Source organism: candidate division TA06 bacterium (genome assembly GCA_004376575.1).
GTDB lineage: Bacteria > Hydrothermota > DG-26 > E44-bin18 > E44-bin18 > E44-bin18.
On sequence record SOJN01000070.1, the window covers coordinates 35311 to 56873 of the forward strand.

Consider the following 21563-nt stretch of genomic DNA (forward strand, 5'->3'; position numbering starts at 1 on the left):
CACGTTCAAGGAGGCGTCAGAATGTCGAAAAGCAAGTTACTGGTGGTATTTTTTGTTTCTATTGTTCTCCTGTCAATAGGTACGGTTTGGGGAGTCAGTAGGGCGGGCCATATGGGTAAGATTGATCCCGTCCTGAAAGAGAAACTGGCACGCATGGGTCCGAATTCTACTGTGCTCGTCTGGGTGATGTTCAAGGATAAGGGTGAAGGTGGTGCCTCGCTTTCAAGGGCGACTGAACTTGCTGAGCGCTACTTGAGTCCAGACACCTACAGAAGAAGAAGAGCGGCACTCAAGCGCGGTCGGGTCGTGCTCTATGATGACCTTCCTCTGTATGAAGATTACATTCGTGGAATAGAGGACAGGGGCGGTCGGCTCAGAGCGATGTCGAGATGGCTCAATGCGGCAAGTTTCGTCATACCGGCCGGGCAGGTGGAGAAGGCCTCAAATCTGGAATATGTGAAAGACATCAGAGAGGTTGCCCTTTTCAAGAGTAGAGAGTACAGGAAAACCGTGTCCAGGAATGCACTTGGAGATGGGAAAAAGCGGAATGTGAAGCTGGTCGATTATGGTCCTTCTTATGAGCAGCTGAACATCATAAACGTGACGAAGGTTCACGATGAATTGGGTTTTTTTGGAGAAGGGGCTAACATAGGCATTCTTGACACAGGGTTCAGAACTTCGATTAAGGCTATAGAGCACGTCAATGTGCAGGCTGAGCACGACTTTCTTGGCGGTGACCAGATTCCATTCTACAGATCTTCTGGGCTGGGCAGCTGGGGCTCCGTTGGGACGGTTAGCCAGCGGGTCAAGCTACTGGAGAACCTGGCGATGACTGTTGATGCTAGCGATACGATACACGCATTCTGGGAGGGAGATACGATAAGGTTCACAGACGCAAGTGCCCGCGACATCTGGTACTCCAGAAGCAGCGATGGAGGTGTCACATGGGGTACGGTAGGCAACATATCTGCGAGCGCGGGACTCTCCAGAAGGCCCTCTGTTGTCGCATCTGACACAGTTTACCTTTTCTGGGAAGATGGGCTCGACACACTGCTGAATCTAGATGGAGACCAGGACATATTCATGGTGAAATGGTTCAATAATTCTGTTATTGACCGGAGAAACATATCGAACGACCTGACATGGTCTACATGGCCTTCCGCCTTCATCGTTCCAGGCTTCCCGGATAGGATTGACCTCGCATGGGTTGATAATGATTCGACCATAATGTACGCGAACTCGTCCAACTGGTCTAATACGTCCAATGTGTCCGGGACGACTGGACGGGTGTCACCCGCATCAATTGGAGTTGATGATTCAGGTTATATTCACATAGTCTGGTCAACTGAGCCAGATGGGGAGTTGATCCATGCAAGGTCCACAGACGGTGGGTCCAATTTCTCCTCTAATACCGTCCCGTCCAGTGGTTCGGAGGATCCGGTTCTTGTTGTCTCAGATTCCATTCTTCACCTTTTCTTCAGTGACTTCCCCAGCGCAGCCGTCGGTCAAGTCGTTTATATGCGTTCCACAGACCACGGTGCGAACTGGACTGGCACTTCTGTAATCTCTGGAGACCTTTCCCCATTTCTTGGTCGGGTGAGCGCCTCAGCCTCTGGCTCGAGAGTCGTCTGCGCATGGGAAAACAACAGAGTTATATATGTCAGGCGTTCAACAGATGACGGCCAGACCTGGGGAGTGACCGACTCTGTTGACCTTTCTTTCAGTTACGACCCCGTGGTTTACTCTTCAGGTCCTTGGGATTATCTTACCTTCAAGAGAAGAGGAGATGACAATACTGATTGGGAGCCAGGTCAGGATGGCGACAGACAGCACTGGCACGGGACTGAGATGCTCTCCATAATGGGAGGTTTCAAACCAACCCAGTTGTTCGGCCCCGCCTTCAGGGCGAACTTCTTTTTGGCCAAAACAGAGAAGTACGTGAACATCAAGGGGTATCCTCACTTCTATGAGAAGCCCTGTGAGGAGGACACGTGGATCGAGGGTCTGGAGTGGCTGGAGGCCCAGGGTGTGGACATAGTTTCCAGCAGCCTCGGCTACCCCGATCTCTACGAGTACTACAAGAGAGATGGAAAGACTGCTCTGGTAAGCCAGGCTGCGTACAAAGCATACAAGCTGGGAGTTCTGGTGGTGAGTGCCATAGGTAACGCCGCGAAGGATGATACTCTTGAGGCTGGTTCCCTCTATCCCCCTTCAGATGCAGATTCAATTGTTTCTGTGGGCGGCGTACTCCCGGACAGAAGGTGGCTTGGCCCTTATGAAGAGGGATACAGTTTCTACAGCTCCAAGGGTCCCTCTGCAGATGGAAGGAGAAAACCTGAGGTTGTGGCGCCGATTGAAGTCTACATGGTCAATCCGGCATACTCGGATTCTTTCTGGTACGGCGTCGGTACCTCTGGGGCAACCGCTCTGGTGGCAGGTGTGGCAGGGCTTCTTATTGAAGCACACCCCTCGTGGCGCGGTAGTCCAGAGAAGTTGCGCGATTGCTTGATGAACACTGCGACCATGCATAGCTCACCCAATGACACAATGGGATGGGGAATCGTGGACGCCTACAAGGCTATCAATTGTGAAGCCATTGAAGAGACTGAACCATTCAGACCAGACTCTCTTGGAAGGACTTTTCCGAACCCTGTTAGGGGAGACAGAGGATATGTGACCATAACCTTTCATATCAGGAACCAGTCCATTCCGAGAATTCGCGTCTACACTATGTCCGGAGAGCTGGTTAGGAAGTGGGAAAAGGAGGACCTGGAAGGCCTGCTTAATGTTTCTTTTCCGATTTTGCCCGGGCGATATAAGATTGACTGGAATCTGAAAAACGAAGCCGGCAACGAAGTGGCAAGCGGGATTTACCTCGTCACCTTGCAGGGTTTCGCAACTACCAGCGCGAGAAAACTCGCGATAGTCCGTTAGTAGCTTTCGAGAAGAAAACGATCCTTCCGGGGAGGACCCATACTCCCCATTTTTGCCCATGATCTCAGTTCAAAAAGAAATAGAGAAGTGTTTCAAGTGTGGCATGTGCCGTGCTGTGTGTCCAGTGTTGGAAGCTGAGAATGTAGAAATAGTGAGTCCGAGGGCGAAGGTGGTCCTGTGTGAAGCAGTGGAGGCTGGTAGGATTGGATTCTCGAAAACAACTCTGGGCATTCTGGATATGTGTACCGGTTGCCAGGCATGCAGTTTGAACTGTCCGAGTGGAACCGACCCCTATGCCCTGGCAACTCTTGTCAGATTTGAAAACAAGAGGGCGAAGCCCGCATTGCTCGAACCTACAGGCCCGGTCTCTTCTCTTCTGGTTCACGTTCTTTCAAATCCGCAGAAGAACCTGGATGGATTGAACAGAAGGAGACAGCGTGGTTCAGTTCGCGTAGGTTACTTCGTTGGCTGCGTAGAGGCAAACAGGCTCAGGGCGGTCCCGGAAAATGCTCTGACTATTCTGGAAAACCTTGGGATAACTGTTGGAGTTCCTGAAGACCAGGTATGCTGTGGCTGGCCATACATTCTTGTGGGCAGACTCGATTCAGCAAGGGAACTCGCGCTCAGGAACAAGAAGGCCTTTGAAGGTTTTGATGTTGTGCTGGCAAGTTGTCCTCACTGCATCACCACTCTGTCCAGAGAGTACGCATCCTTGCTCGGAATAGGGGCCTTCGGCAAGGTTGTCAAGGACGTACTTCGTTTTCTTGTGGAGAAAGATTTGGACAGACTGCTCACCTTAGAAGGGAATGCCCCACGGACTCTTTACAGCCACCCGTGCCGGATGGGAAGGGGAAAAGACAAGGATATGACTCACATCCTCTTTTTGAGGAAGCATCTGGGCAAGTCCTTAATTGAATTGGATGCCGAGCTCTGCTGTGGTGCGCCGCTTGAGTTGGTCTCGCCTGCCCTTGGCCGAACCATCTTTGAGAGGAAGATGGACAGAATCACACACTCAGGTAGTTCAGTGGTCAGGTCGGGGTGCCCTTTCTGCGTCCTGGCTATTGGCTCAGGCTTCGATACTCCGGCAAAACATGTGATGGAAGATATAAGAATAGCGACCTGAGCCTAGCATCAAATCACAAATTCCAAGCACCAAATCACAAACAAATCGCAATAACCAAATCTCAAGCTCCAAACTAGAATCGCCCGTTGTCTGGGATTTGGGTCATCGGTTATTGGTCATTATTTGGAGATTGGAATTTGGTGCCTGGGATTTGCTTTCAGTTTGGGGTTTATAGCGTGTGTCACTTTATTGTGTGTGAGTGTCACACTGACTTGCGGTTATCGGTCGGGGCTCATTTCGTTACAGGTGTAAGACTAAGCACACCAATCAGTTCCGGGCACAGATTTTCGTGGATGAGGGCATGAGAATTGCTGTAGACAGAAGTGACTGGAGGTACGAAATGAAAGTTCTATTGGAAACAAAGTGTGGTATTTGCGGAAGAAAGAGGTTTGTCAGTCCGGAGGAACTGATCCATGAAGATCCCGACCAGAGGGTGAGAACACTCTACTGTATGGCGTGTGCAAACAATCTTAATGCCTGCGACCAATTGAGAGTGCTTGGCGGGCTGCTTTCCGCAGTGAGCAACAAGCGGAGGCATGTGAGTGCCGCTCTGCACACTGCCAGGATGCTCATGACCAGGCTGGAGAAGAAATATCCCTGGAAACTCAAGATTTCTGTCATTGCGCAGAAGCCGACCCGAACAAGGAGATGCTCTGCAACCATCTCGATAGGCAATAAGAGGATCATCCACATCTAGGGAGCTGCAGACCTGGTTGATGATAGAGAATTCGCTGATTCGGCCGGGCTTTGCGTGGGACTCCGCGAGGAAATGCGCTCCCTTGGACTACACCCGAAATTACGAAATTGAAGACCTTGCCTACCCACTCGAAAATCGACCCGCCTACGTCCTACGTGACTTCGGCGGCAACCCCCACAATGACACTCCTTTTCTTTTGTGATGGGATTTAGGGAGAAGCAGATTCTTCGTCGCCTTCGGTTCCTTCAGAATAACAATTGTTAATTTGTCATCCTGGGCGAATGCGAAGGATCCGCTTTTGGGGTTTGGCTGTATAGCCATTAGCGATAAGCGCTCAAAAGGCAGATTCTTCCCCCCTTCGCCTAATCGGCTTCCCGCCTCCGCTGTCCCTAGCTCCGACGGGCTTGCGCAGCCCGACGAAGCCACTTGGGCGTAGTCGGGTCATCCTGCCTGTCCCGTTCCACGGGGAGCGAATGCGAAGGATCTGCTTTTGGGGTTTGGCTGTATAGCCATTAGCGATAAGCGTTCAAAAAGCAGATTCTTCGTCGCCACACTTCTCCTCCGTCGGCTCGGGCCGACGAAGGATCAAAAATGCCCCGTGTACCTCGCTTCGCGAGAAACGGGGCAGGGCTCGTCTTTTCTCTGGAAAAGCCGGGCCTTTTTGACTCCAGAATCTGCGCTGAGGAGATCCTTCGACTTTGTCCTTTGATGAATCTCCCCGCGACTTGGGTCGCGGTAACATAATGTAGCCCCCAAGTCATGCCTTGTTGCAGGCTAAGCCATGTACACCAGACAGTGACAGTTTGTGCCTTCCTATGCTGTTGTAAAATAGAGACTTAGACAGGTGGCTAATTCGGGTTGGCGGCACGGAATTTGCTTTACTATGGTAGCGGACAGAAAAGGAGGATCGCCTATGGAGACTGGACTGGCCTAGAAGCTTCACTTGACAACCTCTAACCTCTTGGGAACCTGCGGATCGAGACAATGGCTGTGACCGCAGGTTCTCTTTTTTCCCCTGCGGGCTTAAACCCTGTAACCACAGATTAGCACGGATTTTCACAAGATTATTTTTCTGGTTCGGTTTCAGCTTGGAAGACGTGTTTGAATCTGTGTTAATCTCGTGTAATCTCGTGGTTTCAGGTTTTCAATTTTGTAATTTCGGAACCACAGATTTCACAGATTACCACAAGATTATTCTTCTGGTTTGCGTTTAGCCATGAATATATAGTTTGAATCTGTGTTAATCTCGTGTAATCTCGTGGTTTCAGGTTTTCAATTTTGTAATTTCGTCTTTCGTGTCGTGCAATCTCATGGTTCATCATTTCTCAACCCTGCAAGAGGAGACGGTTTAGGATTGCATTCCAGGTTGGAGATGATTAGAATCCGTTGAGATCATAATCGCGGAATGCTTATGGATACTTCGAGATTTCTTAAGCTGGTTCAAGAGGCAATGGAAGAGCTGCCGGATGAGTTCAGGCAAGCGCTCAAGTACATTCACGTGGATGTTGAAGATTGGCCTGACCCTGAGCTGCTGGAGAGGTTGGGCTATGGCAAAGGAGCCCTGCTTCTGGGCTTATATCATGGGGTTCCTTTGACAAAGCGGAGAGGATGGTCTCTTCCAGGAATGCCTGATAGAATAGTCATATACAAGGGTCCAATTGAGAAGGTCTGCTCAAGTGATGAGGAGATAAAGGAGAAAGTGCGTACTACTGTCTTGCATGAGATTGGCCACCTCTTTGGCCTTGATGATCAGAAATTGAAGGAGGATGGGTACGGTTGACTTTTCTACATTTTGCTCTGAGGCGCAAATAGACACAGCCTTCTGCTCGACTACTGACTGCAGACCTCCAACTACTAGCTCCGAAGTACGAAGTCCAAATTGCTAAGTACGAAACAGCACCTATGTTTTACTTCGTACTTCGTACTCTGCACCTTGTACTTCATTTTGAAAGATGAATCTGGTCTTCTTGCACAGCCACACTAAGAAAAGCATGATTGGCACTTCTGTCAGTACCCCAACTACTGTGGCCAGCGCGGCACCTGAGTTGGCGCCGAACAGAGTTATCGCTACCGCAATTGCCACCTCGAAGTGATTGCTGCCTGCGATAATTGCAGTGGGAGCCGCGTCCTCATATCTCAGACGGATTATCTTTGCAACGCCGTAAGTGAGAGCAAATACTACAAGTATGTTCACAAAAATTGCCACTGTTATCATGGCAATTATTGCCGGCAGCTTTACTATGACATAACCCTGAAGGCTGAAGAGCACTACCAAAGTCACAAGAAGTGCTACGATGGCAACTGTCCTCAGAGGTGCCACGAGTCTCCCTTCAAACCAGGTTAGGCCTTTTCTCTTTATGGCCAGAGTCCTTGTCACATATCCTGCTGCCAGGGGCAGACAGATGTATATCAACACCGAGAAAGCGATTGTGCCCCACGGAATTCTAATGCCGGAAAGTCCAAGCAGAAGACCCGCGAGCGGCGCATACAGGAAGATCATGGTGAGCGAGTTGACGGCGCACATCACCAGAGTGTGTCCCATATTCCCTTCTGCCAGATAGGACCACATGAGAACCATTGCGGTACATGGTGCCACTCCGAGGAGAATCATGCCCGCCCGGTATTGCAGGGCGTCATCATATGGGATAAACCTCTTGAAGACGACGGCCATGAATAACCAGGCAAGGAAGGCCATGGTGAAAGGTTTTATGCCCCAGTTCGAGATCAAAGTGGCAGCAATCGGTTTGGGTGTTCTTCCTGCCTTCACCACTCTCTTGAAATCTATCTGCACCATTATGGGGTATATCATCCAGAAAAGGCAGAAGGCAACCGGGATGGAAACACGGGCAACTTCCATTCTGGACAGGACATCCGAGATCTGAGGCAACAGCCTGCCCATCGCGATGCCCGCGGTGATGCACAACAACACCCATACGGTCAGAAATCTCTCCCACACACCGAGTTTACGTTTCTTTTCCATCGTTTATCCTCTCAGCACGCGTGCGTCTTAGAGGCTCTAACGAGTTTCTTGAGATCAGCTCTAAGTAGACTGTTCTGGTTTCGGGAAAGCCTCACCGCCTTGAGCAATTGCCTGTGGACGGCATTCCTTGGACTCGTGAGGGAGTAGTAGATCCAGAGCCGCTTACGTTTGTGTTTCACCAGGCCGGCATTCTTAAGATATGTAAGGTGTCTTGAAGACTTTGATTGAGTCGCACCCAGGATCTGCATCACCTCACAGACGCATAACTCTCCTTCGAGCAGAAGGTTGACTATCCTCAGCCTTGTCCTGTCTGAGAGGGCCTTGAACATAGAGAGGGTCTGTTCCAATGACTTTCCCCTTTTACCGTATATCCGCATAAACGAATATAGGCGTTCCTCTCGTTTTGTCAAGACCAAAGTACAGCTTCAGTTTCACGGATGGCCTGCTTTCGTCCTTGACAAAAACGTGGGACCCGTGTATGTTACATGCGGATATGCGCATATAAGCATAAAGGAGGAGGCGTGGAAAAGACTCTGAGACTCTTCAAAGCCCTCTCGGGCGAGACCCGTTTGAGGGTTGTCAGGCTGCTTCAGCACAGGGACAACCTCTGCGTGTGTGAGATAATGCAGGCGCTCGACATATCCCAGACCAGGGCATCCAGGAATTTGGGCATATTGAAGGAGGCAGGCCTGGTGTCGAGCAGGAGAGCGGGTTTGTGGGTTGAGTATTACTTGGACAAAAACGGGATGGGCGCAAATGCAAAAGCTCTGCTCAAGGTTCTGTCCGGCTGGGCCGATAAATCAGGCGTGCTCAAGAAAGACCGAAAGAGGTTGGCAACCTCATGTCGAGTCGGTCCAAAGGCAGTAGGAAGATGCAGGTGACCTGAGGATGCGTGAATACTGGAAATTTATCCTGATCGTTCTTGTATTTCTTGCGGCCTATCTCATGCCGCTGGCCAGTTCCCGATTCCACAGTGCAATATATGAGGCGTTGGTGATGGTTCAGGAGTATGCTCGGGAGCATGTGCTCTTCTGCCTTGTCCCAGCCTTTTTCATAGCTGGCGCGATAGCGGTTTTTGTTTCGCAAGCGGCTGTTATCAAGTACTTTGGCGCTAAAGCGAAGAAATGGTTATCCTATAGTGTGGCGTCTGTGTCTGGAGCGATTCTTGCGGTCTGCTCTTGCACCGTCTTGCCTCTTTTTGCGGGGATATACAAGAGGGGAGCAGGCATCGGACCTGCTACCGCCTTCCTGTATTCCGGCCCTGCGATAAATGTCCTTGCCATTATCTTGACGGCACGGGTTCTCGGGTGGCAGCTTGGCCTGGCCAGAGCGGTAGGGGCTGTTTTTTTCGCGGTCGTGATTGGGTTACTTATGGCGCTCATATTCAGAAAGGAAGACCGTGAAAGAAGTGCGACTGGTTTTGACCAGGACGAGGAAACAAGGCAGAGTCCCATTCAGAGCCTGATCTATTTCCTGACTCTGGTCTTGATACTCATCTTTGCCGCATGGGCCAGGCCGAAGGAGCCTGCCGGGCTCTGGTGGGGGGTCTACCGTATCCACTGGTATCTCGTGGCGGCCCTGCTTGTGGCTCTTGGTTTTGAACTTGTGAGGTGGTTTAGGAAAGCTGAACTCCGGCAGTGGGTGGATTCCACATGGGGTTTCTCTAAACAGATACTCCCTCTTCTTTTTGCTGGCGTGCTTGTAGCAGGTTTCCTGATGGGAATGCCAGGTTCTGACAGAGGTATTATCCCTTCACGCTACATCACAACCCTAGTTGGTGGAAACTCGTTGTTGTCGAATTTCACAGCCTCAGTGATCGGGGCCCTTATGTACTTCGCTACTCTCACTGAGGTGCCGATCCTTCAGGGACTGCTGGGCAGCGGGATGGGTTATGGGCCGGCACTGGCTCTTCTCCTCGCGGGACCGGCACTGAGCCTTCCCAACATGTTTGTCATACGTAGTGTTCTTGGGTCGAAAAAGACGCTTGTATACATACTACTGGTGGTAATTATGGCCACAATCACGGGTCTTATCTTTGGGTCCATGATGGAAGGGGGGGCAAAAATATGGCCTGGTTAGTGGGTTATCCCAGGGACAAGATAGATTGGTATCCCGCAATTGATTCAGAAAAGTGTGTTCAATGTGGGGTGTGTATGAATTGCGGCAAGAAAGTATACGACTGGACCGATAAGGGGGCTGTTGTCGCGCGACCATACCAATGCGTGGTAGGATGCTCGACCTGCGCAAATCTATGCCAGGGAGAGGCCATTTCTTTTCCGAACATAGAAGGGATACGGGAGATCTATAGAAGAGAGCGCATCTGGAAAAAGATCAAGAAGCATTTAACTGCACAGGGCAAACTGGAAGTCAAAGAAAGACAGCAGAATAACGGGGAATAAGGTGCAAGTCACCCGGGCGAATGTGTAATGAGAAAATCTCTTCTATTCAAAGAACGTACCCTGGCTAATGGGGGACGCTCCAGACTGGCAACAATAGTCTTGTGTCTTGTGGGGCTGGCTCTCGTGCTTTTCTGTGTTTTGAGTTGTGATAGAGTGGGTGAACAGGGTAGTAATCCAGAAGGAACCGAAACAGAGCCAGTACAAACGGGAGCCAAGAGTGAAAAAGCAAAGGTGACTTTTATTGAGCTCGGTTCGGTCAGATGTATCCCCTGCAAGCGAATGCAGCCTATCATGAAGGAAATCGAGGAAGAATATAGAGGTCAGGTGAGGGTTATCTTTTGTGATGTGTGGACAAATGAGGGACGGCCTTACGCCAGCAAATATCGGATAAGAGTGATTCCGACGCAGGTCTTTCTTGACAAGGATGGGAAGGAATACTTCAGGCACGAAGGGTTCTTTCCTAAGGGGGACCTTGTGGAAGTGTTGAAGCGACAGGGGGTGAAGTAGCAATGAATGCATCTTTGTGTACGACCTGGGACTGCAGGGGGTAGCTGTTGTGTCCAGCAAAGTGAAGATGCTGTGGGTTGGAAATGGCCAGGTGGGACTCGTCGGTCTGGACGAGGTCCTTGAACAAACCAAGGCAAAAGCTCTGACGGGAGAGGCTATCAAACAATTTCTTCTCAACGAGACAAGAAAAAGAAACTATGTGCCGGAATCCGCCGAAGACGAATACGCCGAGGCCCTCATGCGAGAATACCGGCGATATTGCGGCGAAAGTGTGGATGAAGTGCCTCCTGGCGTCCTTTTTGTAGAAGTGTTGGGCCCAGGCTGTCCGGAATGTGACCATATGGAGCTAGAGGTCAAAAATGTCCTTTCAGACCTGGGCATAGGCGGACACGTTGAACATGTGAGAGATAGGGAGAAGATGAAGAAGTACAAGGTTTTTGGCGGGCCAGGATTGGTGATAAACGGCAAATTGAAGGCCGCGGGCAGGGTTCCGAGCCGTAAGGAACTCGAGAAATGGTTGAAAGAAGCGGAAGTCAAGTAGGCCAGAAGAGAGGGGAAGCGGAGAGACCCACAGTTGTCGTGGGATGTGCTGGTATTGGAAAAATCATGGGCACCATAGCTGCTGAATCGGTTCGAAGTCTTGTGAATACCAAGGGTCTTCAGACTGTGTGCTTGCCCCTCGTGATCATGGATGATGAAGAAACGTTGGAAAGACTGCGCAGAAGTGACTGTGTAGTCGTTGAGGGCTGCCAGGAGTCCTGTGTGTCAGAGACCCTGGCCAGTAAGGGGATAGCAGCTATGGCCCGCATGGAGGTACTTCAGCTCTGGTCAAAGAATGTCGAACTGAGACCGAAGTCTATTCTGGAGCTGGGTGAAGACGGCATCAAGCTCAGAGACATTCTAGTCGAACGCATCATGACTGAGATCGGGAAAATCAGGGGAGAAGCAGGGTGACCTACCTGGGGAAGAAAGTGGGAATTGTGTGTTGCGGCGGGGATGAAAGCCCCCTTGGGATAATCTCACGTAAGGCGACACTGATGGTGCTCAGGCGCCTGAGGCGGGGGACCACAACAACCGTGTGTTTGCCCCTTTTTTCTACTGGGGATGAAGACTACAGATTGTTTGCCCGTTTTTATCCTACGATTGCCGTGGACGGTTGTGGCAAGTTGTGTGCGAAAAATGTGACGTCCGCCATGAGTGCAAAGGTGGTTACCAGCATATCTATCGAAGACTTTGTCGAAAGACTGGGCCTTGATCCCTCATCCGCGGCTTCTGACACTCTTGTGCAGAAGGTCGCGGAGGAGATTTCGTCGGCTGTTGACAGCATACTGGCAGAACGTGGCGAAATAGAGCCAGAGCCTGAGGCTGAGGATGAAGAGGGAGTCTCCTACGAGAAATGTGCTTGCGGGATAGATCTTCCCGTACAGACTCTTGTAGTCGGGGGCAAACCAATGAAGGTTCGCGCTCTTCCGCTCATATTTGAGGAGTCGTACAAGGAAAATGAAGGCCTTGGGCAGATTATGAGTCTAGTGGCTGCATACAATCCAATTCCCGAGGGGATGGAGCGGGATGTGGAAGAGTCAGTCAGCGAGGCCTACAAGAGGTTCTTGAAGAAGATGATCAAGAAGAATCGAACGACTAAATAGGAGGGAAGCGTGAAGGTCGAAGTTTTTGGGCCAGGATGTCCGCGGTGCAAGAAAACCGAGGAGAACGTTCGTGAGGTTCTTAGGTCCCTCGAGATTGATGCCGAGGTTGTTCTTGTAAAGGATATAGAGGAGATGACATCGCGAGGAGTCTTGAGAACGCCCGCGGTGTTTGTGGATGGGAAGAAAGCGTCGGAAGGAAAGGTACCTGGACCGGAAGAGATAAAGGAGTGGCTGACCGGCAAGTAGACAGCAGTCACAGATTGATTCGAACTGGTAGAGGTTGATTCCCATGGAAAAGACACGCACTATTGTGTCAGTCGTGATGGCAGTCGTTCTCGCCATATGGGTGCTGTGTGGGTGTTCGCGTGATAGCGAACACGCGCATTCAAACGCGCTTGAATCGAGTGACCGTTCCGCTAGTAACGGGCAGCACAAAGATGCTGCAGCAGAAGTCGCGTCAACGGCAGTTAGTGTTGACAATGTTCGCTTTGTGCTGATTGTATCTAGTGAGACTTGCCAGTGTGCTCTCGAGAAGTGCCGTGAGAACGAGAAATATCTGGCGGAGACACTTCGCAGGCTTGGCCTTGGCTCCAATCTGGACATTGTTGATCATGCCAAAGAAGAAGACAAGGCTGTTCAGCTCTTCAAGGAATACCGAGTTCACTTCATCCCTTCTTTTCTTGTGCTTGACGGAGACGGAAAAGTCCTCTTCAAGAATGAGTGGGACATCGACCACATTGCGTTTGAGGAGTTACTGACCAGCTTAGGGAATACACAATGATTCAGTCTCTAATATCAGGCGCTGAGCAGGCCATAAGAAGCTCCCCGTGGCTTGCTCCCTTGCTTGTCTTCCTCGGAGGACTGCTGACAGCTTCAAATCCGTGCGTCTTGGCCATGATACCTCTGGCTATCGCTTTTGTCAGTGGGAATGAGTCAGTCAAGTCATGGCGAAGCGGTGCGCTGTTTTCACTCTTTTTTGTTTTGGGGCTTTCGTTCACATTTGCTATTTTGGGCGTGATTGCTGCGCTGGCCGGGAGGTTGCTGGGTGATGTCGGACCATTCTGGAAATACATAATCCTCATTGTATGCCTTGCCATGGGTGGCCACCTACTTGGGTTCCTCAAGTTCAGATCTTCCTTCTCGAGCCGAATCGAGGTCAGAAAAGGGGGGTTTCTCGGAGCTTTCATCTTGGGTCTCCTTTTTGGTACAGTCTCGACCCCGTGTGCAGCTCCCATTCTTGTAGTACTTCTAACGTATCTGGCAGCGAGCAAGAGCAGCGTACCTTTCGGGGTCTTGCTTCTCTTCTGCTACGCTCTGGGACACTCCGTTCTTGTCCTGGCCTCTGGAGTTTCCTTCGGGTTTGTGAAACAGGTGGTAAGTTCTGAAAGATTTGCTAGAACGAATATGTGGCTGCAAAAGGGCGCAGGGATCCTTATTATTGGGGTCGGCGTCTTTTTGTTCCTCTCCAGGTAGATCCTGCACATAGTACACCAACCTCCAGGAGTAGTCTCCCGGTTTTCTCAGAATACCGCTTGACAAGACTTGATAGTCGGCGTATATTTAGTTGAAAATGAAAGTCAAAGTCAAAAATAGTTCGGAACGGGTGGCGTTGCTCCAGTTCAAGAAGTACATTCGCTCTCAGGGCCTGAAATGGACTCAACAGAGGGAACTGATAGGGTCGTTGTTCCTCAGCAAAAGGTCCCATCTCAGCGCCCAAGAGGTCTATGATGAAGTGAGGAAGAAGGACCCGAGAGTAGGATATTCCACGGTGTACAGAACACTGAAGCTTGCCGTTGACGCGGGTCTTGTCTCTGAACGGAGATTTGGGCCTGATGAGACCCTTTTCGAGCCTGCTACAGAAGAGAAACATCATGACCACTTGATATGCAAGAAATGCGGAAGGATTATTGAATTTGAGAACGCAAAGATAGAGGATCTCCAGAAGGAGGTTGCCAGGGAGAAGAACTTCGAGATTAGAGAACGCAGGTTGGTCCTCTACGGTTACTGCAGCAAATGCCACCAGCGGAGGAGGAGACAATGACATGGAAACAATGAATCTTACGCAGCTGGAGTCCGGACAGTCCGGAGAAGTCGTCTTTATCGAGGGTGGTCGCAACGTGACGTGTAAGCTGAGCGTCATGGGGATAAGAGTTGGTGTGACGGTCACAAAGATCACCAGTCAGTTGATGAGAGGGCCAGTCTCAATCCAGGTGGGAGGCACTCAGCTTGCCATAGGTTACGGCATGGCGAGAAGAATCATTGTTGAGGTAGATGAATGAAGGCCGTCCTCCTTATGGGGAACCCGAACGTGGGGAAGAGTGTACTCTTCTCACGGCTCACTGGAGTCTATGTAGTCGCCTCGAACTACCCCGGTACGACCGTAGAGTATACTAAAGGTTTCATGATGCTGGGTGGAGAAAAGGCTGTGGTCATCGATGCTCCTGGAACCTACACTCTAGAGCCGGCCTCAAGAGCTGAGGAGGTTGCATCCGAATTGCTGGAGGAAGCTGACGTGGTCATCAATGTTGTGGATGCCACAAATCTTGAGCGCAATCTCAATCTCACCCTTGAGCTCATCAAGAAAGGAATTCCCTTCATCATCGCCCTGAATCTATGGGACGAATCGAAACATACAGGAATCTCTATTGATGTTAGGAGCCTTGAAGAGTCGCTTGGTGTGCCGGTTGTCCCAACCTCCGCCATAAGCGGAGAGGGGATCAAGACTCTGGTGTCCCGGGTGGCAGAAGCAAATCCGGGCTCCTACCAATACAAGGAAGAGGAGAGGTGGTTTGAGATCGGGAGGCTTGTGGATTTTGTGCAGAAGGTGAGCCATCGCCACCACACTTTCCTTGAAAGGCTGGCAGATGCTTCGGTAATGCCGGCCACCGGGATTCCCATAGCACTAATCGTTATGTTCGCAATCTTTCAAATCATAAGATGGGTGGGTGAGAGTCTCATAGCATATGTCTTTGAACCCATTTTTGAAAAGCTTTGGGCTCCGCTTGTAATGAGGCTCTCTGCGCTGCTTGGCTCAGGAGGTTTTATCCACGACGTATTGATCGGGAAGTTGGTTGAGGGCGAGATCGATTTTGTGGAATCCCTGGGGCTGTTGACCACAGGGCTGTTTGTCCCTTTTGCCATGGTCCTTCCGTATGTTTTCGCGTTCTATTTTGTGTTGAGCTTCCTGGAGGATTCCGGCTATCTGCCCAGATTGGGCGTCCTGGTTGACACGGTTATGCACAGGTTGGGGCTTCACGGGCTGTCAGTAATTCCCATGCTCCTGGGTTTGGGGTGCAATGTTCCAGGAGCCATGGCCACCAGGGTACTGGAGACCCGAAGGGAAAGGTTCATCGCAGCCACGTTGATGGCCATATGTGTTCCCTGTATGGCACAGATTGCAATGATTGTAGGCCTTGTTGGGAGACACGGTGCCGCCGGGCTGGGTGTCGTTTTTGGAACCCTTTTTGCTGTCTGGATAATCATCGGTCTGGTGATGAACCGTTTTCTTAAAGGTGAGAGTCCGGAGATTTTCGTCGAGATCCCTCCGTACCGGCCCCCCTATCTTGTCGGGCTAATGAAAAAACTGTGGATGCGGACGACACATTTTCTCAAAGAGGCGGTGCCGTGGGTCATTATTGGAGTATTCATTGTAAACATCCTCTACGCGCTTCATATAATTGACTTTATCGGAAAAATAACCGCTCCTGTCATCACACGAGTTCTGGGACTTCCTCGTGAGGCAGTTGGGGCTCTTATCATAGGGTTTCTGAGAAAAGATGTTGCGGTGGGAATGCTTTCGCCCCTGGGACTTAACTTGCGTCAACTCATCGTGGCAAGCGTGGTTCTAACCATGTATTTCCCATGTGTGGCGACATTCATCATCTTGATCAAAGAATTGGGCATAAAGGATATGGCCAAATCGGCTGTGATCATGGTCACGTCCGCTGTTGCCGTGGGCGGAATCCTTAATCTTATACTAAGAATCTTCTAGCTGTTACCCAGAGCTCCCGCATTTGTAGGGGCAGGGTCTCCCTGCCCAAACGAAGAGGGCGCGGAGACCCTCCTTCGCCTTGCCTGACTACGGAGTGCAAGCTAACGCATGGCTTCGGAGGACAGACCGGCCCCTACATTGCGCATCTTAGTACGGAGGGACAGCAGATCCTTCGACTCCGTCCTTCGCCTACTGCTCAAGACTTGTCTCAGGACGAAAAATGACTCGTGCCATCTAAGGATGGCATGGCCCTTTTCCGTTTGACTTTGATTTTTGCAATCTGCAATTTGAAATCAGTAGTTTAAGTGTCTATCTCCCGTACCTTCCCATTAGCTGTCCCTGAGCGAGGATGTGCCCTTCCATGGCTGCGAGGAGCTCTTTTTTTGTTATACCTGAATCAAGAGCAAGGTCTGTATCAAGGGCATAGAGCTTGAAAAAGTACCTGTGTGGCGCGCCTTTGGGCGGACATGGGCCGCCGTAGCCAATTCTTCTGAAGTCTGTGATTCCCTGCTTCACACTCTCCAGAACTGTCCTTTCGGCCGGCACAGCCTCTGGCAAGTCAGTCGTATCTGCAGGTATGCCATATATCACCCAGTGAACCCAGATCCCCATTGGTGCGTCGGGGTCATCGCAGATTAGAGCAAGACCCCTGGTGCCGTCCGGCACCCCTGACCAGGACAGAGCCGGTGAAACATCTTCTCCATCACAGGTGTGCTTTCTGGGAATAATCCCACCTTCTTCAAATGCACTGCTCTTAATCTCGATTGACATAACCTTGCCAACCTCCTCTTTCGCTTTCTGATGCTCAGTCTCTTGACCAGCCTGGCAGCAAGCTACGGCGACCACCACTGCAATAACAAACAAGATCCGCAGCATATTTTGACCTCCTTTTCCTATTGCATTCGTTGCTACACTCTGGCATCCACAATTCTAGGTCTTCGGCCAACAATGTCAAGCACCTTACACCTCGTGAAACGAGGGCTCGTGAGACGAGCGCCCGTGGAACGAGCCAGGCGGGCAGGCCCCGTGTGTCTCGCTTCGCGAGAAACGGGGCAAGCAGGTATGAACTTCTGAACTTTTGTTATGCCGACGTGTCGTGTGGAATTTCGAATGGGAGCGGATGGGGGTCGGGAATTTCCTAGTTTCGTTTTGCTAGTCGTTGGCCTTCCGCGTCCAGTAGGGGCTGGAGATACCCTCAAATGCTGACATAGCTGCCGCTGCGCCTTCGCCCACAGCAGTGACGATTTGCCTTACTGCTCCAGTCACATCTCCTGCGGCATATATCCGAGGGATGTTGGTCTTGCCTTTTCGGTCCACTTTTATGAAGCCCGAATCCGACAACTCTATGCCCACTTCCGTAGCCAATTGTATGTTGGGGACCTCACCGATTGACACGAAGAGACCGTCAGTCTTTGCCTCCTGTGTAGTGTTGTCTTTCGTGTTTTTCAGTTTCACGCCATCGAGTTTGTCTTTGCCAAGGATCTCCTCGACGGCGGAGTCCCAGATAACCGGGATGTTCTCTTTCTTCACAGATTCCTGAAGGTATTTCTCCGCCCTGAACTGGTCTCTTCTGTGGACTATCCTGACGTTTGCACGGAGGCTCTTGAGATAGAGTGCGTCGGTCAGCGCGGTATTGCCGCCACCGACCACAATCACGTCCCTTCCTTTGTAGAGGTTGCCGTCGCACATGGCGCAGTAACTGACGCCATGTCCAAAAAACCTATCCTCGCCGCGTGCCTTCAGTTTTCTATATCGGGCCCCGGTCGCCAGAATGAGCGCTTTTGCCACATAGCGGGCCCGGTTAGTGATCGCCTCTATGTTCTTTCCGATTTTGATCTCCCTCACCTCTTCACCCTCTCGAACATTCACATAGTTCTGGGCATGGGCGCTGATCATCTCCATCAGCTTCTTTCCCGCGATATTATCAAAACCAGGATAGTTCTCCACTGATGGCGTTACCAGGACCTGTCCGCCGATGGTTTCCTTCTCCAGGACAACTGCATTAAGCCCGCTTCTCTCTGCGTAGATGCCGGCTGTCAATCCTGCTGGTCCGGCACCGACTATCACCACATCTGCTTCAACCATTTCTTCGTCAACAGAAGGTGCCCACTCTTCTACTGGTTCCAGTGTGACCAGCTCAGAAATGAATCTTTCTTCAGGCTCAAATCCAAGGCCCATAGTCTTACCATTTATTACTGTATGTGGAACCGACCCCACATTGTACTTCTTGGCGAGGTCAACATTTTCGTTCGAATCAACACACTCACCAGATACAAGGTCCGGTTTTTCAATGGCGGCCCTGAAGGCGTTCAAAACCTGGCCTGGGCAGTACGGGCATGCCAGGGTTACAAAAACCTGCACATTCCTTTTCTCACTTAGCTTGGATAGAATTTCCTTTGAGGCTTTCGAAAGACCGCTCTGTCTACGGGACACCAGCATAATTGTCTCGATAAATGACCTTCCCTCTTCACCTGCCGGCGCGCCCGTATATCGAATCCGGTATTGTTCGGGGTTGATGAGCACAGTGGGCGAGCTTGCAACGTCGTACTTCTTTGATTTTGCGTCGGCTACTGAATTCAAATTTACCTGTATCTTGCTGCTCAGTTTTGCCAGATCCCTGGTAAACTTCACTGTCACATCATTGTACGGATCGTTCTCCCCCTTCTTGGTGAAAACCTCGAGTACCACTTTTTCCTTCATTTCCTTGAACATCTCAAACAACGTCTGCCTGGCATCTCTTTCGATAAACCAGTCTTCTTCTTTTTCTTCAGTCTTCTTCCTCCCGGTTTTGGCCATGGTTTTTCTCCTTAGCAAGACTTTTCTTGCCCATATTACTCCAACACAGAGCAGTGTGCAATTAGATTGTTTCCAAGCATGGTAATCCCGCGAAGCGGGGAAGACACCTACAGACTTATGGCAGTTGCCGCACTGCCCAAGATGTCAAATGTCAAGTCAAAGATCCTGCCTGTCGCACGCAAAGCGCCCACTTTGCCCATCCGGGAGAGCAATCTGTTTGCGCTCCAGACCTTATACTCAATCCCTATTCCGGCAATCTTCAATCTTAAATCAGCAATCTTAAATGTAGGTAGTATACAATATGCGTAACTTTTGGTGTTGACGTAAGAGAAGCATCTGTCTAACCTGAGAAAGGAGAACACCAAACTCAGGAGGTTCAGATGCTTCCCGGACAAACAGAAGTTCGTCCAGAAAACAATGTAGCACCTAATGTAGCTGACGTCAATGATCTCTTTGATACCTGTGTAAGCCTTTCAGATAGTATTTGTGCTTCGCTCTTTGAGAATCTGATCTATATCCTTCAAAAGAACTGGCTCAGAGAGGATCTGGGGCGTCCGTGGAATAAAGAGGCGAGGGCTGGTCCTCTTGTCTGTCCTCGGTGTAGCCATAAGTCCTTCATTCGGAGAGGCTGGCGAAGTCGTAAGATCAGGACCTCCAGGGGGACGTATCAGATCCGTTTAGCTCAGGTCTCCTGTCGTAGATGCCAGAGGGTGTTTCGTCCTTATGCACTCAGACTGGGGATCCCTTCAACTCTTCGCTTTCTTCCAGAAGTCGAGGAGAAGATGATTGATCTGGCAACACAGCTTCCGTATGGTCGTTCTGGAGCAATCCTCTCAAGACTTATCGGGGTCCGGGTCTCGTGTGAAACGATCCGACGACGGATCTTCAGGAAGGGGAGCGAGGAGAAGGCTCGATCTTTGCCAGAGACAGTAGAGCACTGTATGGTAGACGACACTAAGGTGAAAGCGGGTAAGAGGACCAGAGGGGAAGAAGTCCATATGGCCATTTCTGTTGAGCGTGGTCCTTTGCTCTATGGTAGGCCCACATTGAAGAAAGATCTTCTTTTTCTCTCTCTGGGAGGGCCTAAACCATTGAAGAAGGTGTTGAAGCAGTTGAATCCTCAGCGTCTTGTTCACGATGGGTTCCTGAACCTCTCTGGCTGTGCACAGAAGGTTCAACGGTGTCGCTGGCATCTTCCCAATGACCTTCGGATCATTTTGTCTATGGATGGTATCAGATGGCGCAACACTGTTGCTGCTGCAAGGGAACTGAGAGAGATCTTGTGGCAAGAAGGTTCCTTAGCTTACGATCGCTTTACTCGGATGTTAGGGGAGCATGGGTTCCGAAAGTCTGCCACATATCTTAAGAATGCTCGGAAGGAGATATTTGCATATAGTGGAGACGAGAGCTTTAAGTTCACCACCACGTCGCCTCTGGAGAGAGAGATGCGAGAGTTGAATCGCCGGATGGATGTTGGAGCTCGGTGGAGCACACAGGGAGCCGAAAACATGGCCCGGGTTCTTTTTACCAGACGGTTCCGACACAGAAATCAGGTTCTCAAAGAGCAAGAACTACTAGAACCAGGTTAGGCGGAAAATGAGAAAGTTACGCTTTATGGTTGCTACCTAAATGTAAAGTGGCACCGTCCCCAGCCCAAATTGGACACCGCATGCATGGATCCGACTCTTTTACCGCTTTTTTTGGGTGGCGGAGGGATAGGGATATATGCTATATAGATATAGTTGATGAGGTATCCTATTCTTCCACAACTTTCGCAGGCGTCTTATACGGCAATCGACACAGTGTTTGGGGTGTTATGCGGATCGGCATAAACAATGTTATAATCAATGAAGAAGAATCCCAGATTAATTGACAGAAATTCATAGGATTAAGTTCATTAATAGCTTTAGTTTTTTCTTTACCGGTAATTGCAAAGACAACTAGAAAGGAGGTGAATTGAATGAAAATTCAGTCGCCTAAAGACTTTCTTGATGTTAGAGATGGCACGATACCAGAATGTAAATTTGATAACCTGAATATGTCGAACTCTCATTTTCACAATATCAATCTTTCCGACACAAACTTTGACGACATCAATATGAGCAAAGTGACATTTCATAACATAAATATGAGCGATGGAACGCTTGATTGTATTAATATGGGAGGTGTTAAATTCATACATATTGGTCCTGCACCAGATGAAGATGGTAAGCAAGAGAGACAACGCCCAATAACATTCGAAGAAATGATGCTCTGTGATAGCAAGTTCAATAAGGTTGATATGTCTGGAGTTGAAATCAAAGAATGTAATATCGAGGGCATGAAAATTGATGGCATTCTTGTTTCCGAGATGATCAAAGCTTATAAGAAACAAACTTAAGGTCTTTGCTCGGTGCTTGACACTATGACAGTTCTATTCCAGTTTCGTTCCGGCCCTCGTGGACGTATCAATCTTCTTGATACTTCTGCCTATCCATTTCTCGAAATCCT

24 protein-coding genes are annotated in these 21563 nt (G+C 50.1%); 19 read left to right on the forward strand and 5 right to left on the reverse strand.

Going from position 1 to position 21563, the window contains the following annotated elements; genetic code table 11:
• Positions 1 to 21 precede the first annotated feature (21 nt).
• From E3J62_05565 to E3J62_05580, 4 genes are all read left to right on the forward strand, one after another.
• Positions 22 to 2934: a hypothetical protein gene (locus tag E3J62_05565; protein ID TET46005.1), complete on the forward strand. Its 2913-nt coding sequence runs from the start codon at positions 22 to 24 to the stop codon at positions 2932 to 2934.
• 52 nt (positions 2935 to 2986) lie between these two features.
• Positions 2987 to 4057: a (Fe-S)-binding protein gene (locus E3J62_05570; GenBank protein ID TET46006.1), complete on the forward strand. Its 1071-nt coding sequence runs from the start codon at positions 2987 to 2989 to the stop codon at positions 4055 to 4057.
• A gap of 340 nt (positions 4058 to 4397) precedes the next feature.
• Positions 4398 to 4754 (forward strand): hypothetical protein, encoded by a 357-nt coding sequence (locus E3J62_05575; protein ID TET46007.1) that lies wholly within the window; start codon positions 4398 to 4400, stop codon positions 4752 to 4754.
• Between the two features lie 1405 nt (positions 4755 to 6159).
• Complete coding sequence (locus E3J62_05580) at positions 6160 to 6534, forward strand: metallopeptidase family protein (protein TET46008.1); 375 nt, start codon at positions 6160 to 6162, stop codon at positions 6532 to 6534.
• Positions 6535 to 6654: 120 nt separating this feature from the next.
• On the opposite strand, the gene arsB is transcribed toward E3J62_05580, so the two are convergent.
• Together arsB and E3J62_05590 are read right to left on the reverse strand one after the other, a co-directional pair.
• A complete protein-coding gene (gene arsB, locus E3J62_05585; protein ID TET46009.1) occupies positions 6655 to 7734 on the reverse strand; it encodes an ACR3 family arsenite efflux transporter in 1080 nt (359 codons plus the stop codon).
• An 11-nt stretch (positions 7735 to 7745) separates the two neighbouring features.
• A complete protein-coding gene (locus tag E3J62_05590; GenBank protein TET46010.1) occupies positions 7746 to 8081 on the reverse strand; it encodes an ArsR family transcriptional regulator in 336 nt (111 codons plus the stop codon).
• Positions 8082 to 8219: 138 nt separating this feature from the next.
• Between E3J62_05590 and E3J62_05595 the strand changes: the two genes are divergently transcribed.
• From E3J62_05595 to E3J62_05655, 13 genes are all read left to right on the forward strand, one after another.
• Positions 8220 to 8615 carry a metalloregulator ArsR/SmtB family transcription factor gene (locus E3J62_05595; GenBank protein TET46011.1) on the forward strand — a complete coding sequence of 132 codons (396 nt, stop codon included), beginning with the start codon at positions 8220 to 8222 and terminating at the stop codon, positions 8613 to 8615.
• Positions 8616 to 8622: 7 nt separating this feature from the next.
• On the forward strand, positions 8623 to 9813 hold the full coding sequence (locus E3J62_05600; protein TET46012.1) for a permease: 1191 nt from the start codon (positions 8623 to 8625) through the stop codon (positions 9811 to 9813).
• On the forward strand, positions 9801 to 10133 hold the full coding sequence (locus E3J62_05605; GenBank protein TET46013.1) for a ferredoxin family protein: 333 nt from the start codon (positions 9801 to 9803) through the stop codon (positions 10131 to 10133). Before E3J62_05600 ends, E3J62_05605 begins: the two co-directional genes overlap by 13 nt.
• Positions 10134 to 10160: 27 nt before the next feature.
• Complete coding sequence (locus tag E3J62_05610; GenBank protein TET46014.1) at positions 10161 to 10640, forward strand: thioredoxin; 480 nt, start codon at positions 10161 to 10163, stop codon at positions 10638 to 10640.
• 49 nt (positions 10641 to 10689) lie between these two features.
• Positions 10690 to 11181: a thioredoxin family protein gene (locus tag E3J62_05615; protein ID TET46015.1), complete on the forward strand. Its 492-nt coding sequence runs from the start codon at positions 10690 to 10692 to the stop codon at positions 11179 to 11181.
• On the forward strand, positions 11154 to 11594 hold the full coding sequence (locus E3J62_05620; GenBank protein TET46016.1) for a hypothetical protein: 441 nt from the start codon (positions 11154 to 11156) through the stop codon (positions 11592 to 11594). Before E3J62_05615 ends, E3J62_05620 begins: the two co-directional genes overlap by 28 nt.
• A complete protein-coding gene (locus E3J62_05625; protein TET46017.1) occupies positions 11591 to 12286 on the forward strand; it encodes a hypothetical protein in 696 nt (231 codons plus the stop codon). The genes E3J62_05620 and E3J62_05625 overlap by 4 nt, the downstream gene beginning before the upstream one ends.
• A gap of 9 nt (positions 12287 to 12295) precedes the next feature.
• A complete protein-coding gene (locus tag E3J62_05630) occupies positions 12296 to 12532 on the forward strand; it encodes a thioredoxin family protein (protein TET46018.1) in 237 nt (78 codons plus the stop codon).
• A 43-nt stretch (positions 12533 to 12575) separates the two neighbouring features.
• The gene (locus E3J62_05635; protein ID TET46019.1) at positions 12576 to 13067 is read left to right on the forward strand and encodes a hypothetical protein; all 492 of its coding nucleotides are present in this window, start codon (positions 12576 to 12578) and stop codon (positions 13065 to 13067) included.
• A complete protein-coding gene (locus tag E3J62_05640) occupies positions 13064 to 13759 on the forward strand; it encodes a cytochrome c biogenesis protein CcdA (GenBank protein ID TET46020.1) in 696 nt (231 codons plus the stop codon). Before E3J62_05635 ends, E3J62_05640 begins: the two co-directional genes overlap by 4 nt.
• A 97-nt stretch (positions 13760 to 13856) precedes the next feature.
• Positions 13857 to 14327, forward strand: coding sequence for a transcriptional repressor (locus E3J62_05645; protein ID TET46021.1), 471 nt, complete (start codon positions 13857 to 13859; stop codon positions 14325 to 14327).
• 1 nt (position 14328) lies between these two features.
• Positions 14329 to 14565 carry a ferrous iron transport protein A gene (locus tag E3J62_05650; protein ID TET46022.1) on the forward strand — a complete coding sequence of 79 codons (237 nt, stop codon included), beginning with the start codon at positions 14329 to 14331 and terminating at the stop codon, positions 14563 to 14565.
• Positions 14562 to 16277: a ferrous iron transporter B gene (locus E3J62_05655; protein TET46023.1), complete on the forward strand. Its 1716-nt coding sequence runs from the start codon at positions 14562 to 14564 to the stop codon at positions 16275 to 16277. The genes E3J62_05650 and E3J62_05655 overlap by 4 nt, the downstream gene beginning before the upstream one ends.
• Before the next feature lie 309 nt (positions 16278 to 16586).
• On the opposite strand, the gene E3J62_05660 is transcribed toward E3J62_05655, so the two are convergent.
• The 3 genes from E3J62_05660 to E3J62_05670 form a co-directional block, all read right to left on the reverse strand.
• On the reverse strand, positions 16587 to 17048 hold the full coding sequence (locus E3J62_05660) for a YbhB/YbcL family Raf kinase inhibitor-like protein (protein TET46050.1): 462 nt from the start codon (positions 17046 to 17048) through the stop codon (positions 16587 to 16589).
• A gap of 381 nt (positions 17049 to 17429) precedes the next feature.
• Positions 17430 to 19073 (reverse strand): FAD-binding protein, encoded by a 1644-nt coding sequence (locus E3J62_05665; GenBank protein TET46024.1) that lies wholly within the window; start codon positions 19071 to 19073, stop codon positions 17430 to 17432.
• 107 nt (positions 19074 to 19180) lie between these two features.
• On the reverse strand, positions 19181 to 19468 hold the full coding sequence (locus E3J62_05670; protein ID TET46025.1) for a hypothetical protein: 288 nt from the start codon (positions 19466 to 19468) through the stop codon (positions 19181 to 19183).
• Between the two features lie 387 nt (positions 19469 to 19855).
• On the opposite strand from E3J62_05670, the gene E3J62_05675 reads away from it, so the two are divergent.
• Complete coding sequence (locus E3J62_05675; GenBank protein TET46026.1) at positions 19856 to 20662, forward strand: hypothetical protein; 807 nt, start codon at positions 19856 to 19858, stop codon at positions 20660 to 20662.
• A 371-nt stretch (positions 20663 to 21033) separates the two neighbouring features.
• Positions 21034 to 21453, forward strand: a complete 420-nt coding sequence (locus E3J62_05680) for a pentapeptide repeat-containing protein (protein TET46027.1) — start codon at positions 21034 to 21036, stop codon at positions 21451 to 21453.
• Positions 21454 to 21563: the final 110 nt, after the last annotated feature.

Coding starts and splice junctions, on each gene's coding strand:
- E3J62_05565 (TET46005.1), top strand. CDS start 22: ATGTCGAAAAGCAAGTTACTGGTGGTATTTTTTGTTTCTATTGTTCTC.
- E3J62_05575 (TET46007.1), top strand. CDS start 4,398: ATGAAAGTTCTATTGGAAACAAAGTGTGGTATTTGCGGAAGAAAGAGG.
- E3J62_05580 (TET46008.1), top strand. CDS start 6,160: ATGCTTATGGATACTTCGAGATTTCTTAAGCTGGTTCAAGAGGCAATG.
- arsB (TET46009.1), bottom strand. CDS start 7,734: ATGGAAAAGAAACGTAAACTCGGTGTGTGGGAGAGATTTCTGACCGTA.
- E3J62_05595 (TET46011.1), top strand. CDS start 8,220: ATGCGGATATGCGCATATAAGCATAAAGGAGGAGGCGTGGAAAAGACT.
- E3J62_05600 (TET46012.1), top strand. CDS start 8,623: ATGCGTGAATACTGGAAATTTATCCTGATCGTTCTTGTATTTCTTGCG.
- E3J62_05605 (TET46013.1), top strand. CDS start 9,801: ATGGCCTGGTTAGTGGGTTATCCCAGGGACAAGATAGATTGGTATCCC.
- E3J62_05610 (TET46014.1), top strand. CDS start 10,161: ATGAGAAAATCTCTTCTATTCAAAGAACGTACCCTGGCTAATGGGGGA.
- E3J62_05620 (TET46016.1), top strand. CDS start 11,154: ATGGTTGAAAGAAGCGGAAGTCAAGTAGGCCAGAAGAGAGGGGAAGCG.
- E3J62_05635 (TET46019.1), top strand. CDS start 12,576: ATGGAAAAGACACGCACTATTGTGTCAGTCGTGATGGCAGTCGTTCTC.
- E3J62_05640 (TET46020.1), top strand. CDS start 13,064: ATGATTCAGTCTCTAATATCAGGCGCTGAGCAGGCCATAAGAAGCTCC.
- E3J62_05645 (TET46021.1), top strand. CDS start 13,857: ATGAAAGTCAAAGTCAAAAATAGTTCGGAACGGGTGGCGTTGCTCCAG.
- E3J62_05650 (TET46022.1), top strand. CDS start 14,329: ATGGAAACAATGAATCTTACGCAGCTGGAGTCCGGACAGTCCGGAGAA.
- E3J62_05655 (TET46023.1), top strand. CDS start 14,562: ATGAAGGCCGTCCTCCTTATGGGGAACCCGAACGTGGGGAAGAGTGTA.
- E3J62_05660 (TET46050.1), bottom strand. CDS start 17,048: ATGTCAATCGAGATTAAGAGCAGTGCATTTGAAGAAGGTGGGATTATT.
- E3J62_05665 (TET46024.1), bottom strand. CDS start 19,073: ATGGCCAAAACCGGGAGGAAGAAGACTGAAGAAAAAGAAGAAGACTGG.
- E3J62_05675 (TET46026.1), top strand. CDS start 19,856: ATGATTGATCTGGCAACACAGCTTCCGTATGGTCGTTCTGGAGCAATC.
- E3J62_05680 (TET46027.1), top strand. CDS start 21,034: ATGAAAATTCAGTCGCCTAAAGACTTTCTTGATGTTAGAGATGGCACG.